12 protein-coding genes are annotated in these 15,281 nt (G+C 48.9%); all 12 read left to right on the top strand.

The annotated features are described in order from the left end of the window. Positions 1 to 4: 4 nt before the first annotated feature. On the top strand, positions 5 to 514 hold the full coding sequence (locus DDZ15_RS03500; protein WP_109644938.1) for a hypothetical protein: 510 nt from the start codon (positions 5 to 7) through the stop codon (positions 512 to 514). Positions 515 to 527: 13 nt separating this feature from the next. Then, positions 528 to 1,361, top strand: a complete 834-nt coding sequence (locus tag DDZ15_RS03495; protein ID WP_109644936.1) for an SCO family protein — start codon at positions 528 to 530, stop codon at positions 1,359 to 1,361. Continuing rightward, on the top strand, positions 1,358 to 2,299 hold the full coding sequence (gene coxB / locus DDZ15_RS03490; protein ID WP_109644934.1) for a cytochrome c oxidase subunit II: 942 nt from the start codon (positions 1,358 to 1,360) through the stop codon (positions 2,297 to 2,299). The genes DDZ15_RS03495 and coxB overlap by 4 nt, the downstream gene beginning before the upstream one ends. Positions 2,300 to 2,303: 4 nt before the next feature. Continuing rightward, the gene (ctaD, locus tag DDZ15_RS03485) at positions 2,304 to 4,046 is read left to right on the top strand and encodes a cytochrome c oxidase subunit I (RefSeq protein WP_109644932.1); all 1,743 of its coding nucleotides are present in this window, start codon (positions 2,304 to 2,306) and stop codon (positions 4,044 to 4,046) included. A 27-nt stretch (positions 4,047 to 4,073) separates the two neighbouring features. Then, positions 4,074 to 4,733, top strand: coding sequence for a cytochrome c oxidase subunit 3 family protein (locus tag DDZ15_RS03480; protein WP_109644931.1), 660 nt, complete (start codon positions 4,074 to 4,076; stop codon positions 4,731 to 4,733). A gap of 33 nt (positions 4,734 to 4,766) precedes the next feature. Continuing rightward, positions 4,767 to 5,069, top strand: a complete 303-nt coding sequence (locus DDZ15_RS03475) for a cytochrome C oxidase subunit IV family protein (RefSeq protein WP_109644929.1) — start codon at positions 4,767 to 4,769, stop codon at positions 5,067 to 5,069. 220 nt (positions 5,070 to 5,289) lie between these two features. Then, on the top strand, positions 5,290 to 6,162 hold the full coding sequence (locus tag DDZ15_RS03470) for an MBL fold metallo-hydrolase (RefSeq protein WP_109644927.1): 873 nt from the start codon (positions 5,290 to 5,292) through the stop codon (positions 6,160 to 6,162). 68 nt (positions 6,163 to 6,230) lie between these two features. After that, a complete protein-coding gene (locus DDZ15_RS03465; protein WP_109644925.1) occupies positions 6,231 to 9,632 on the top strand; it encodes a DUF4175 family protein in 3,402 nt (1,133 codons plus the stop codon). Between the two features lie 304 nt (positions 9,633 to 9,936). Beyond that, the gene (gene paaZ / locus DDZ15_RS03460; RefSeq protein ID WP_109644922.1) at positions 9,937 to 11,976 is read left to right on the top strand and encodes a phenylacetic acid degradation bifunctional protein PaaZ; all 2,040 of its coding nucleotides are present in this window, start codon (positions 9,937 to 9,939) and stop codon (positions 11,974 to 11,976) included. Positions 11,977 to 12,063: 87 nt separating this feature from the next. Next, on the top strand, positions 12,064 to 12,405 hold the full coding sequence (locus DDZ15_RS03455) for a VOC family protein (RefSeq protein WP_199222869.1): 342 nt from the start codon (positions 12,064 to 12,066) through the stop codon (positions 12,403 to 12,405). A 367-nt stretch (positions 12,406 to 12,772) separates the two neighbouring features. Further along, entirely contained in the window at positions 12,773 to 13,594 is an 822-nt protein-coding gene (locus DDZ15_RS03450; RefSeq protein ID WP_146198507.1) for a hypothetical protein, read from the top strand. A gap of 214 nt (positions 13,595 to 13,808) precedes the next feature. Then, positions 13,809 to 15,170, top strand: coding sequence for an ADP-ribosylglycohydrolase family protein (locus DDZ15_RS03445; protein ID WP_109644918.1), 1,362 nt, complete (start codon positions 13,809 to 13,811; stop codon positions 15,168 to 15,170). The last annotated feature ends 111 nt before the right edge of the window (positions 15,171 to 15,281 follow it).

Here is a 15,281-nt window from a genome sequence, read left to right as displayed (position 1 = left end):
TGACATGAGTTCTGACCCGAAAAACTTTACTGCCGAAGAAAGAGCTGCCATAGCCCTGAAAGCTCAGTCAGGGGATCCCTCTGCGAAGCAGGAACTTGCGGAGAAACACGGTATTACGGTGGAAGAGATCGAAAAATGGATACGCGAAACCGGCTCCAGGTCCGTTACTGAAGGCGAAGAAACCGTCTCTCTGGAGGCCAATGAAGATTTCGCAGAATCGGTTTCATTTGGAGCCGTTCCCGACAGGCTGAACTACCCAAGACTGATCTTCTGGTCCCTTTTCGGTACGGGGATTGTCGTCATAACGGTATTGGCCATTATGGCTGTCTATAATTATACGATTACGAGTGCGGAACAAAGCCGGGCTTCAGAGAGCCAATTTTATAATATCAGCGAACTTGAGGCAAGAGACAGCGCAATCCTGGATTCATACGGCGTAGTTGATCTGGAAGAAGGCATTTATCGCATACCGATCGACAGTGCCATGACCCTCATTGCCGAAGAAGCTGAGTAACCAATTGAAGTTTATGAGAAACAAGCTGACACTGATTTTTGCGTGGTCACTGTTTTTCATGTTTGATGTATCACACGCCCAGCTTAACCAGAACAGGCCGGCCATACTTGATGAAATCGGCGTAGATGAGAAACTGGGTGACACCATTCCCCTGGACCTTCGATTTGCCGATTCAAATGGCGATTCTGTCCGGCTCGGTGATCTCATTCAAAGTGGAAAGCCATTGCTATTGAACCCGCTCTATTATGAATGTCCTTCCCTGTGCAGCCTGGTGCTTGACAGAGTATTCAGTGCGGTCGAGGATATGGCATGGACTCCCGGTGAAGACTACACCATAATTTCTTTCAGCATCGATCCGGATGAAGGTCCAGCCCTGGCTAAAGAGACCCGCGACACCTACCTGGGCGACCTCAATCGTCAGGGTGCTGAAGAGGGCTGGCATTTTCTTACGGGCCGTGAGGATCAGATCAGGCAGCTGACGGATGCGATTGGGTTCCGCTACAAAAAGGACGAACGCACACAAGAGTACGTGCACCTTGCCAGTGTGATGATGATAAGCCCGGAGGGCGTGATTACACGCTATCTCTATGGCACTAATTTTAATGAATTTGATTTCCGTAACGGACTGTATGAAGCCGCCGACGGAAAGATCGGCACCCCCGTCGACCAGATTGTTTTATACTGTTTTACCTACGATCCATCCTCCCAAAGTTATGTGCCCGTTGCGATGAACATAATGAAGCTTGGCGGCTTGGCTACCGTGATTATTCTCGGTATATTTCTGACCGTTTTATGGCGACGCGAAAAAGGCGCTGACAGAACATCTAAAATTGAATTTGAGAAATGAAGCGATTTATCGAATACATGCTCCCGCCGGCGAAAAGTCCGACGGCTGAAATCACGGATGCATTATTCTACTTTATCAATGTGGCCAGCCTGATATTCATCATCAGTATCACTGCAGCCATAATCTGGTTTGCCTGGAAATACAGGCGTAAATCCGACGATGAGGTAACGCCCGTTATCTCCCACAACAGCAAGCTTGAGATCACCTGGTCCGTGATTCCGCTCATTCTTGTTATGATTGTTTTCGCCTGGGGTTTTCAGGGTTACGTGAACCTGAGAACGGTTCCCTCCGATGCCTATGAAGTCAGAGTGGTTGGCAAGAGCTGGCTTTGGGAGTTTCATTACGACAACGGGAATGTGAGCATTAATGAACTGCATGTACCCGTAAACAGGCCGGTAAAGCTGATCATGAGCTCCGATGACGTAATCCACTCCTTTTACGTTCCTGACTACAGGGTGAAACGAGATGTGCTTCCAAACCGCTATTCCAGTCTCTGGTTTGAGGCTAACGAAACCGGGGAATCCGTTGTCTTCTGTACAGAGTACTGCGGCAGGGCCCACTCCAATATGCTTGCAACCGTAATCGTACATGAACAGGAGGAGTTTGAAACGTGGCTGGCAAGTGCAGGCGCCGCCAATGACGATATGGATCCGGTTGAGCGGGGTGAACAGCTTACAAATCAGTACGCCTGTGTGACCTGTCATTCCGTTGACGGTTCAGAAATTCTGGGGCCTTCGTTTCAGGGACTTTTTGGCTCCGAACGAACTCTTGCCAGCGGTGAAACCGTTACGGCAGATGAAAACTATATCCGCGAGAGTATCCTTGAACCCAATGCCAAGTTGGTTGAGGGTTACGATCCGGTGATGCCTGCATTTGCCGGTTCACTTAACGACAGGCAGGTCGATGCAATTATTGAGTATATCAAAACCATAGAATAGCTACATGGCAACTACAGAAGCACCAGCATATAAAAAGCTGCAAGTAAAGCGGTTTAAGCCGGAAGAGAATCCGGATAAGCACTATTTAAATGAAGAGAAAGGGCTTTGGGCCTGGATGACCACAGTTGATCACAAGAAGATCGGCCTGATGTACCTGGCCTCGGTAGCCGTATTTTTCTTTGTTGGCGGTGTATTGGCTCTTCTTCTGAGAACCGAGCTGCTTACTCCATCACAAAATTTTATGGACGCCGACGTTTACAATCAGGTGTTTACCCTGCACGGCGCCATTATGATTTTCTTCTTTCTGATACCGTCCGTACCGGCGGCGCTCGGCAACTTTATTCTGCCGCTTCAGCTGGGCTGCAAGGATGTTGCTTTTCCGCGGTTAAACCTGGCCAGTTTCTACATCTATGTAATTGGAGCGCTTTTCACGCTTTTTGCAATTTTTACGGGCGGTGTAGACACAGGATGGACCTTCTATACCCCCTACAGTGCAAGCACGGGCGGAAACGTAATGGCAATGACTCTCGGGGTTTTCATCCTCGGATTCTCTTCCATTCTCACGGGCGTTAACTTCATGACCACCATCCACAAGCTTCGGGCACCGGGCATGACATGGAACAAGCTCTCCCTGAATATGTGGGCGCTTTATGCTACCAGCATCATTCAGATCCTGGCCACTCCCGTACTGGCGATCACGCTTCTGCTTCTCACCATGGAGCGTGCCCTGGGTATCGGTATTTTTGACCCGGCCCTTGGAGGCGATCCGGTGCTTTATCAGCACTTTTTCTGGTTCTACTCCCACCCCGCCGTGTACATTATGATCGTTCCGGGCTTCGGTGTGATCTCTGAAGTGATCTCCACGTTTTCCAAGAAAATTATTTTCGGTTACTGGGCGATTGCACTCTCCTCACTGGCCATTGCGTTTATCGGATTCCTGGTATGGGGACACCATATGTTTACAGCCGGTCAATCTTCACTTGCGGCTATGGTTTTCTCCTTTCTGACATTTTTGGTGGGTATTCCGACGGGTATCAAGATTTTCAACTGGGTGGCAACCATGTACAAGGGGTCCATTGACCTGAAAACACCCATGGTTTATGCTATCATATTTCTCTTCCTGTTCATGATTGGCGGTTTTACAGGCATTATGCTGGGATCGCTCGCTGTGGACATTCACCTGCACGACACCTACTATGTTGTTGCCCACTTTCACTACGTGATGATGGGTGGTATGGTGATGGCGTTTCTGGCCGGCCTGCACTACTGGTGGCCCAAGATGTTTGGCAAAATGTACAATGAAACCATAGCCAAAATAACTGCAGGAATTATATTTGTCGGCTTTAACATGACGTTTCTCCCGCAGTTTGTTATGGGCTCGCAGGGTATGCCGCGTCGTTACTTTAACTATATCGACCAGTTCCAGGGCTTCCATGTTACCTCCACCATCGGCTCCTACATAATAGGACTTGGGTTTACGATCATGTTCTTCTATCTGCTGCACTCGCTTCTGAAAGGCCGTCGCGCGTCCTCCAATCCGTGGGGCAGCCGGGCAATGGAGTGGCAGGTATCTTCTCCCCCGCCCCTGCACAATTTTGAACATACGCCGGTAGTCATCAACGGCCCGTACGACTATCATAAGCCGATGTCTGAATTTCAGCTTGGTATTGCATCATCTCATAACGGTCACCATACCCATGAAACTGCTGATGTTCATGAAACTACGGGTACCGTAGAAAAAGCCTAATCAAAGTAACACTAAGAAACCATCGACATGTCAGAACATTCAGCTGTTTCAGATCCAAAAACAGCCCATATACAGCATCACTTTGTAGACAGCGATCAGCAGTTTGATTCTGCAAAGCTGGGAATGTGGATTTTCCTGGTAACTGAAATTCTCTTTTTCGGAGGGCTCTTTGCCGCCTACATTGTATACCGTGCATGGTATCCGGACCTCTATCTGCAGGCTTCTGCCGAGCTGGACACGTTTTGGGGAGCCGTTAATACCGCCGTGCTGATCGGGAGTTCACTGACCGTAGCCATGGCTATCCGTTCAGCGCAGCTTAACCAGATTAAGGGCCTCATATACAATCTTTACATCACCATCGGCCTTGCATTTGTATTTATGGTTATCAAGTTTTTTGAATACACGCACAAGTTCGATAAAGGCATTTTTCCCGGTGAATATTACACATATGAGGGAATAGCACACGAGAAGGCCAATATCTTCTTCAGTATCTACTACATGATGACCGGCGTTCATGGGCTTCACGTCACAATCGGCATTGGCCTTATGATCTGGCTTGTATACAAAGCCAAAAAGGGTGTTTATCACAGCGGATACTACACTCCTGTGGAAATTACTGGCCTCTACTGGCACTTGGTGGATATCATCTGGATTTTCCTTTTCCCACTGCTGTATCTCATCGACTAACCTGAAACCAAGACTGATAAAGCAACGAAACTTATGAGCGGACATCATATTTCATCAGCAAAATTTCTCTGGACGATCGGAGCCGCACTCTTTGTCCTCACCGTGATTACGGTGGCAGTTACCTGGATCCATATTCCCGGACCGTGGAATGTTGTAGTGGCCATTCTGGTGGCTCTTGTAAAAGCCACGATAGTAGCTCTCTTTTTTATGAATCTATACTGGGATGACAAGTTTAACCTGATGCTGCTGTTTTTATCCATAGCGTTTTTCATACTAATGATTGGCATCACACTGCTCGACACTCTGTACAGAGACGATCCCATCCCCTCTTTTTAGCAATCTTCCGATTCATTTTCACAAAGCCGGTTTCCCAGGAAATCGGCTTTTTTTATGCAAAAACCTTATTGTAACGTTACATTTAGCGGTGTGAAATACATTTATGCAGGCGCGTATTCGATACTTGAATAAATGGAAACGTTCAGCCGTAAATGAATCGTCCATTCCGCTGGACATAGAATTAAATTAATCAGCCACGCCAAATTTGCAGCAGATCACTATGAAACCTCTGATTTTAGAACACCTTGAACTTTATCCTATAGAAAGCGGCCGCTTCATGCTCGACGGCGGCGCCATGTTCGGTGTGGTTCCAAAAACACTCTGGAGCCGGCAGATCCCCGCCGACGACAAGAACCGTATTCCCATGGCCATGCGCTGCCTGCTTGTAAAATCGATGAACACAGGCAGAATCTATCTCGTTGATAACGGGTCGGGAAACAAGTTTAGCGAAAAAATGATCGGAATTTACGGACTGGATTATGAACACAGTGATCTGATTTCATCGCTTGGTCAAGCGGGCGTTCAACCCGAAGAGGTTACGGATATGGTATTCTCCCACCTCCATTTTGATCACTGCGGTGGAACAACCGAATACGATGAGTCGGGGAACCTGACTGAAGTATTTCCCAACGCCAGATACCATGTCAACAAACGCCACTGGGAAACAGCGAATCACCCAAACGCCCGAGAAAAAGCCAGTTTCTTTGCAGAAAACCTGGAGCCCATAGAAAAAAGCGGTCGTCTGAATCTGGTGAATGACCGGCATACTTTTGAAGATGGATTCACAACCCTGCCCATGGACGGACATACAATCGGCCAGCAGCTGCCTGTACTTTCCGACAGCAAACGCACCGTGATCTTTGCGGCCGATCTGCTGCCCACTTTTGCGCACGTGCCCCTGCCATGGGTCATGGGGTATGACATGGTGCCCGTACAAACGCTGGAAGAGAAAGAGGCGTTTCTTGATGAAGCAGTCGAAAAAGGCTGGTTTCTCTTTCTTGAGCATGATGCTTCGAATGAGGTGATCACCGTAAAAAAAGAGGACCGTAAATTCAGTATGGACCGGTCACTAACACTGGCAGATATCGAATAAAGCCGGCCTGCCCACGTTAAGACCGAACACCCTGCTCGTATTGAGGAGATGTAATCCAATACCAATACATGAAACCCGAAGGCATCCAACAACCTGAAGAGCTGATATCCGGCATTGCTGAAAAGCTTCGCCAATCTCATTCGCTTTACAGACGGCGCTATCTGCAGGCTGCGATGTTTATATGTGCAGGAATATGGATGCTTCTGCTTTCTGTATACATCCTTGCGGAGTCTGAATGGTACCTGGACTCAACGATTAAAACCGGATGGATTCTCTTTGCCTTTCTTGTTCCGGCCGTATCTGTAGCAACAATCTATTACAACAGGAAAACAGAATCATTCAATGCGTTTTACAGCCGGTTTCTGGAAAGCATACATGATAAGAAACTTCACAGCGCCCTTGATCTCTATCTGGGCCGGGAAGAGCACTCCTCCTTATTTTACCAATCAGCACTTCAAACCAATCTGGAAGGATTTGACCGCAATACTTTCAGCGTATCCTTAAAGCGGTTCTTAAACGGCACCCGGCCCGTTATCCGGTTTAAAAAGGGGCTGATTCTCTTTGCAGGCGGGTTTCTGGCACTGGTATCATCCGCCTCCATATACGGCGGTGCCTTTGACCGTTCTGTTCAGTTCTGGGCGGATTTTGAACGGCCCAACCCCTACCTCTTTACGGTATTACCCGCCGACACAACGATAGAGCAGGGCTCCAGTGTGGCTCCTTCCATACTATTTCATTCCGGTGATGTGCCTCGTGAACTCTATCTTGCCTTTAAAACTGATGTGGAAGAGGAGTTTCGGGTCCGCCCGGTTTATCCCGAACCCGCCAGTTCGAATAGTGAATCCATTTTTCGTTCAGACAACCTTGAGCTGACCTCGGATATCAGCTATCGGTTCGAAATGGACGGTTTTTTGAGTGAAACCTATCGGGCATCCGTTGAAATGCAGCCACGATTCGAACAACTTACCGCAACAGTGACACCACCCGCCTACACGTCACTTGACCAGTCACAATTTTCCTATCCCTTTTCTCAGGTAACAGCCTATTATGGGTCCCGAATCGAGCTGCAGGCTATACCGAACAAAGCAATTGAATCTGCAGAGATTCGCATTCAGGGAGAGTGGACGGAGCTGGAACCAACGTCTCTTGAAAATGCAGGGGCCTACACCATAAGCCTGACGCCGGTTGATAGTGACACTCTGGAGTTCAGGCTTACCGATGCCGACGGCCTCCGTAACACGAACCGATTCCGTACTGTCATTACCATGCGTGACGACATCTACCCTTCCGTAGCCATTCTGGAGCCGGACGAACCCGTTGTAACCGCCAACCCTGAGCAACTGTTAATTCTCTTCAGGGCGTCTGACGATTTTGGCCTTACTCAGGCGGAGTTGAGATGGGATCTTTCCAGGGCCTTTGTGGATGAACCTCTTTCAGGATCCCTCCAGCTGAACCGTCCCGGGAACGGAAGAACCGAACGTTTTGACTGGGATCTGTCAGATCTTGAACTGCGTCCCAGAGATGAACTGACATTCAGAGTCAGGGTATGGGATAACGACGGTTACAATGGAGCAAAGTGGAGCGAATCCCAAACTCTTACTCTCAGTGTGCCTTCCCTTGCCGAATTTTTTGACGAGCTTGACTCGGACGAACGTGCAGTTCAGGAAGACCTGGACGTGGTCAGCGAGAATTTCGAACAGATGGAGACCGAATACAGGGAGCTCCTTGAAAAACTGAGACAGAACCCCGATGGCGGATTTGAAGAGCAGCGAATGATGGAGGAGATTTCCGAACGCCGTGAAGAGATCGAAGAGTCTGTACGGGAGATGACCAATCGGTTTGAGCAGATACGAAGTGAACTCAGCCGCAGCGACCGCATTTCCGAAGAGACCCGGCAGGCCTACCGGGAACTGCAGCAGCTGATGGAGGAGCTGGACAACCCGGCCTTGCGCGAAGCGATGGAACAGATGCAGCAGGCGCTCGAAAACATGTCGCCGCAGGAGATTGAGCGGGCGCTTGAAAACATGGAGTTCAATGAACAACTCTATAAGGAACGGCTTCAGCGTACTGCAGAGCTGTTCAAACGGCTCAAGATGAACAGCGACCTTGACAAGCTCGCTGCCCGCTATGAAGATCTGGCTGAGCGGACGGCACCGCGTGAAGGACAGACTCTTGAACGGCTTGAAGAAGAGCTTGAGACGGTAGACTCGGACCTCGGAAGCCTGGAGGAGCAGCTTGAAGAACTTGACAGCAATCCACCGCGAAATGCAGCAGAAAGCCTGCGGCAGCTGAAGGAGCAGTCACAGTCTGCTCTGGAACAGATTCGTAACGAAACAAGGGATCTGAACCGTGAGGCGGCCGCACAATCGGAAGAGCAAAGCGGGAACAGCGATGCCGCACCGGATGAGTCGCTGCAAAATCGCCAGCAGCAACTGAGTGAATCGATGCGCAGTGAGTCGGAACGGTTCCGTTCATCCATGCAGCAGATGAGCGGACAGCAGATGCAGGTTAATATCGCAGCCCTTCAGCAGGCTCTTTACACCCTTTTTGATCTTTCCGAAACACAGGAGCACCTCACCCAGAGTGCTTCCGAAACCAGAAGCCGCAGCCAGGGCTTTGTGGAACTGGCCCGGGAGCAAAAAAACATATCCGACCAGTTTACGATCGTTGCCGACACTCTTTTTGCGATCTCATCGCAGATACCCGGCATACCCAACCGCATTAATCAAAAAAAAGCCGACGTGGAGCGGGAGCTCGAGCGCAGCCTGGACGAGATGGTAGAGCGGAATCAACGCGGATCAAGCGTCACCTCGCGTGAAGCGCTCGGAGGGATGAACGATCTCACATCCATGATAGCTTCCCTGATTGATCAGCTGATGAATATGCAGGGCGGCGGGGCCGGCGGCGGGGGAATGAGCATGGAGCAGATGGCAGAACAGCTTCAGCAGATGTCGGGCGACCAGATGAGGCTGAACCAACAGCTTCAGCAGATGATCAACGATATGCAGGGCGACCGCCTTACGCGTGAACAGTCGGAACGGCTGGATCAGATGGCCCGCCAGCAGAATGAGATCCGCCGCCAGCTGAGGGAGCTGCAGCAGCGCGGAGCCCTCGAACCCGGTGATCGCGCACTGAGCGATCTGCAGCGAATGGTTGAAGACATGGAAGAGTCCATCAATGATATGAGGGGCGGCATAAGTGATCCGATCATGGTTCAGCGACAGCAAAACATCCTTTCACGCATGCTGCAGACCGAGCAATCGCTTCAGCAGCGCGGGGAATCGGAGGAGCGCGAAGGTACCGCTTCGAACACATACGACCGCACGCTTCCACCGGAGATGACGCTGGAGGAGCTGGAACAGGAGATTCGCTCCCGCCTTCAGGACCCGAACTACACACGCTTTTCCGAACAGTACCAGCGGCTTATTGAGCGCTACTTTGAGCTGCTGAGGCGTCAAGAACAGAGATGATTCACGACTGGCGATGAGCGATGCTCAGGGTGCAGGGTGCAGGGTGCAGGTTTCAGGCCCCAGGTTTCAAGTTTCAGGTTTCAAGTTTCAGGTTTCAGGTTTCAGGGTTCAAGGCACAATGTTTAGGATTCACTTCTGCCTTTTGCCTTTTGCCTTCTGCCTCCTGCCTGCTCCTCGTAGCCTTGGCGAAATGGAGCCTTCTCAATACTCAAGACTCAAAAATAGTATACCTCCATTCAGAGATCATCCTATTTTACTATCTTCCGCAAATAAACTGTCTACCAACACAAAATCTGTTAACAGCATGAAGGTTACCTCGTACGCACAGGGCAAGTGGATTGAACAAGGAAAGGAAACCGAACTTCACAGTGCAGTGGATGGCCAGCCGGTTGCAACGCTGGTTGAGCCGGACCTGGATTATGATGCGATGTGCATGCATGCAAGAACGGTGGGCGGACCCGCGCTTCGCGAACTTACCATTCATCAGCGTGCATTTAAAATCAAGTTTCTTGCCCAGTACCTGATGAAGCATAAAGAGGAGTTTTATGCGCTCTCCACCCATACCGGAGCCACCCGCAGGGACTCCTGGATCGATATTGAAGGCGGTATCGGATCCATGTTCACCCTCTCCAGCAAAGCCCGCATTGAGCTCAGCGACCTCCCCTTTCATGTGGAGGGCGGCATGGAGCGCCTCTCACGAGGCGGTACGTTTATCGGCCAGCATATCTGCGTTCCCAAACACGGGGTTGCCGTTCACATCAATGCATTCAACTTTCCCGTCTGGGGCATGCTTGAAAAATTTGCGCCGGCCTTCATTGCGGGTGTTCCATCCATAGTCAAACCGTCTCCCCTCGGATCGTATCTTGCTCATGCTGTTTTTAAGAAGATGATCGAATCGGGGCTGCTTCCCGAGGGTTCGGTTCAGTTTATTGCAGCCAATGTGCCGGGCGACTTGCTGGATCATCTGGGCAGCCAGGACAGCGTCTCCTTTACCGGGTCGGCGCTGACCGGGCGAAAACTGAAGGCCCATCCCAACATCATTGCCCATAGCGTACCCTTTAACCTGGAGGCTGATTCCCTGAATTGCTCCATCCTGGGGCCCGATGTGACCCCCGGCATGGAGGAATTCGGGTTGTTCATCCGCGAGGTAGCCAACGAGATGACCGTCAAGACGGGACAGAAATGCACCGCCATCCGTCGTACCATCATACCGGAAGAGCTGGTGGATGACGTGGCCGCCGCCCTGAAAAAACGGCTGGAGAAAACATCGATCGGTGATCCTGCAAAGGAGGATACAAAAATGGGTCCGCTCGCAAGCGCCGATCAGGCCGGCCGGTTTGAACAAAACCTGCAGAAGCTGACGGAAGTATCCGACACGCTCTACACCACGGGCAATGGCAGCACCGACGCCTACACCACTCCGCGCGTGCTGCTGTGCCACAAACCCGTGGAAGTGGACGACGTGCACACGATCGAGGCGTTTGGTCCCGTAACCACCCTCCTCCCCTACAAAAATATGGATGAAGCGATCGCCATCGCCAACAAGGCCGACGGCTCGCTTGTGGGCTCTCTATTTACCGCCGATGATGATGCAGCGCGGATTATTACATTGGGCTGTGCCCCCTATCACGGACGGTTTATGATCATCAACCGCCATTCAGCAAAAGAGTCGACCGGGCACGGCTCTCCGATGCCGCACATGGTGCACGGCGGACCCGGGCGTGCCGGCGGCGGTGAGGAGCTGGGCGGTGCACGGGCGGTGCTTCACAACATGCAGCGGGTAGCCCTGCAGGGATCGCCCACCACGCTGATGCATATCGTCAATCAGTATGTGAAAGGAGCCGAAACTACGGAGGCCGACATCCATCCTTTTAAGAAATATTTTGAAGATCTCCATGTTGGAGAAGCACTTACCACTCACAGGCGAACCGTGACGGAGGCCGATATCGTGAATTTCGGATCCCTGAGCGGTGATCACTTCTACGCCCATTTTGACGAGGTTGCGGCAAAAGACTCACTCTTCGGCAAGCGTGTGGCACACGGCTACTTTGTGCTCTCGGCAGCGGCCGGTATGTTTGTTCACCCCTCTCCCGGCCCCGTAATGCTCAACTATGGCCTGGAGGACCTGCGGTTTGTAGCCCCGGTCTTTCCAGGCGATACCATTCAGGCCAAACTGATTGTAAAAAAGAAGACCGTTCGCCAGAAGCGCGAGACCGATAAAGAACCGTACGGCATGGTATGGTTTGACGTGCATGTGACCAACCAGGATGAGGAGATAGTGGCCGAGTACACGATCCTTACGCTGGTGAAACGACGGCAACGTCTGGATATGGATCTGGATTGAGTTTTCTTATCAGGTCAATCCGGCCATTTTCATACACAATAAGATGTTTCAAAGAGTCATGTAACAAAACAACAGAGGGTGCACATTATGAAGAACAATGAGATTTCCTATATCGAATTTAAAGCTCATGATCTGGAGCAGATCAAAACCTTCTACCATAGCCTCTTCGGCTGGACGTTTACCAATTACGGCCCCACCTACATCTCTTTTTCTGATTCCGGTGTCTATGGAGGGTTTGAAAAGACAGAAGATCCCATTCTAAACGGGGTACTTGTGGTTCTATATCATGCAGACCTGGAGTCTATAAAAGCAGATATTGAAAATGCGGGCGGCACCATTTCAAAGGATATCTTCTCTTTTCCGGGCGGCCGGCGTTTTCATTTTATGGATCCATCTGGAAATGAACTGGCTGTATGGTCTGATAACTAAACAGAGTTAGAATATGTGCGCTTCGGCTGCTGTTACCCATATACGCACGGATTTGTCAAAAGGCCTCTGCTTCGCCAGGCGATCCAGGTTTCCGGCTTCTGTCGTTTGATTCGCAACGAAGAAGGGAATTATCCCAGATTGCCGTTCATCCGACAGAGTGTGTCACCTGATGAAAACCATTGATGTAACCACCGGTTCCCGCTAACCGGGTCAGATTTTTTGCTGAACTTCAGAGTTAGTGGCCCGGCAGGGGAAAACCAAACCGCCATGTAGTCATATTTTTATTTAGTTTATACCTTCATCGTGAATACTATACTGAAGTTTTCATCAGGTTTTGCGTGACTGAATTTTCCATATCACAAATAAGATGCCACACTCCCGAAAATCAATAATTGTCATTTCTATAGCCGCGGGTGTTCTTTTGCTTTTTCTGGGAATAGCGAGTATAGGTTATTACATCTATTCGGTGATTGATGCCCTCGATAAAGCCGATCAGTCTGTCATCTACTGGTATCTTATTTTTGTTTTTATAGGCATCCCGCTGGTGGCTTCGGGCATTTATTTTATCCTGATAGGCTATAAATCAAGTAAAGAGAAGAATTATACCGTAATAGCCACATACTCATTAGGTGCACTCGGCGTCTTTATCATTTTCTTAATTTTATCCGGAATTATCAGTGAATGGTCGGCCGACAATACAGGATCAGAAAGATCAAATCAGGAAGAATTACAGAAATCTCCGGCAGCGGGAATGCATCACATCGAACATATTGAAATTAATGAATTTGATCAGAACGGGTTCAGTTTTACAGTTCACTTTTCAGAGGGTACCGGAGGCAGTTACCGCTTAGAAATTTCAATTAACGAAGGTAAGACCGTATTCCTTGAAGAAGCTGAAGAGATAGAACTTGCCGGCTTTAAAACAGAGGTAACCCGCTATGTAAGTTTCGATAAACTTTTCCAAAAATGTTTTGATGAATTCCAGAGTTCAAACGTTTACGTATGCACTGAAAATACGGGTGCAACTTCCTTCTTTACATTGGAGTCGCAGCTCTTCCCTATCAGGGAAAATCAGCAGTCAATCAACACCATGAGCACGGGATCTGCGGAAAAAACCAAATTCTCCCTGGATACATTTACTAAAGAAATGGAGGTGAGAGTCAACCATTTTCAGCTCATTGATCGTTAATCCGGTCTTTGATCGGAACATATGATTACCCGGAAATACGTTTTAAATTGCGGGCAGAAGGGTTAGACAGAAAATTGATTGCCCGGAATCATTTTCGATGCTTTAATCAAATTCTCCCTGCGACGCAGAAACTTCAAACCGATAAATGCATAAGCAGAATCCGTAATCTTATTCCCGATGAACGCATAACCTGAACAGCACCGGTTCTATTGCAATGTTAAGATCCGCTTTCAACATCAATATCATACTCTCTTTATTCCTTCTTTTATTCTCCGGCTTTACAACTGAAACCGGAAAAGGGGAAACAAAAGGAACAACCGTTCTTCAAGAGAAAAACAGATATGTCACGATCTCAAGAGAAACCTACAAAGATCAACTATATGGCTTTTGGTTGGGACAGTCTATTGCCAATTGGACCGGGCTCGTGACTGAGATGGATAAAATTGGCAATGTCGGAGAGATAAAAACCGGAGATTTCTATACGCGTGCAGATTGGGGTAAACCCGATCAGCCCAGCATATGGAGTGAAGGTATTCCCAGTGAATTGTCCCCTACAATTGATTTTGTATTCAGAGACACTCATGAAGACTGGGGGGCAGATGACGATACCGATATTGAATACATGTATCAACATCTCCTCTATACACATGAGAGCAGCTTTCTGTCTCCCGGGCAAATACGGGATGGCTGGTTAAAACATATAAAGTCTGAAGAAGAGAATTATTTATGGGTATCCAATCAAAAAGCATTTGACTTAATGCAGGATGGCATCCTTCCTCCCGAAACGGGAAGTCCGAACCTGAACGAACATTATGCGATGATAGATGCTCAGTTAACCACTGAGATATTCGGCCTGTTCTCGCCGGCCAGGCCCGATGTGGCTTCTCGAATGGCTCACCTTCCCATACAAACCACATCAAGGAAAGAAGCCGAAAACATCGCCCTGTTTTATGTAACCATGCACTCTTTGGCGTCACTGAATACCGATAAAGCTATGAGCCACAGAATACAATGGATGGCTCAGAAAGCGAGAGAGGTTCTTCCCGATGATTCGTATCCGGCAAAAATGTTTGATTATTCATTGGACCTGTACAATTCCGGAATTCCATGGGAACAAGCAAGAGATTCAATCTATTACAGATATCAGGTAAATCAAGAAGATGGTTATGATATCACCTCAAAGAATTTGTATTGCAATGGCTGCTTCGCGGCTGGAATAAATTTCGCAGCGAGCCTGGTAAGTCTGTTCTATGGAGATGGCGACTTAAAAAGAACCATAAAAATTGGAACCCTGGCGGGATGGGATTCTGATAATCCAACCGCAACGTGGGGTGGTTTGATTGGGTTTATGATCGGAAAGAAGGGAATTGAAGAAACTTTCGGCAGAACATTCTCCAATCGCTTCAATATTCACAGAACCAGGCAAAACTTTCCAGATGATGGCATCGACACGTTTGAAAACATGGCCCGCAAAGGGCTGATTGTTACGGATCGGGTTGTAACCGAAGTGATAGGCGGAGAAATTGATTATGAAAAAAATATGTGGAGGATCCCACTGTACCGGGAAACTGATTAGAGTTGGGGCGGTGAATAACTTGAATAGTTCAAACCTATAACAAGGATTTTAAACGGACCGTAATCCTGCCGATTCGAATTTCCCTGACTTAAGAAGGGCTTACACATCTTT

It is taken from the genome of Rhodohalobacter mucosus, assembly GCF_003150675.1.
Classification (GTDB): Bacteria; Bacteroidota; Rhodothermia; order Balneolales; family Balneolaceae; genus Rhodohalobacter; species Rhodohalobacter mucosus.
The sequence above is the reverse complement of the archived record's forward strand: the minus strand, read 5'-3'. Positions and strand labels throughout refer to the sequence as shown.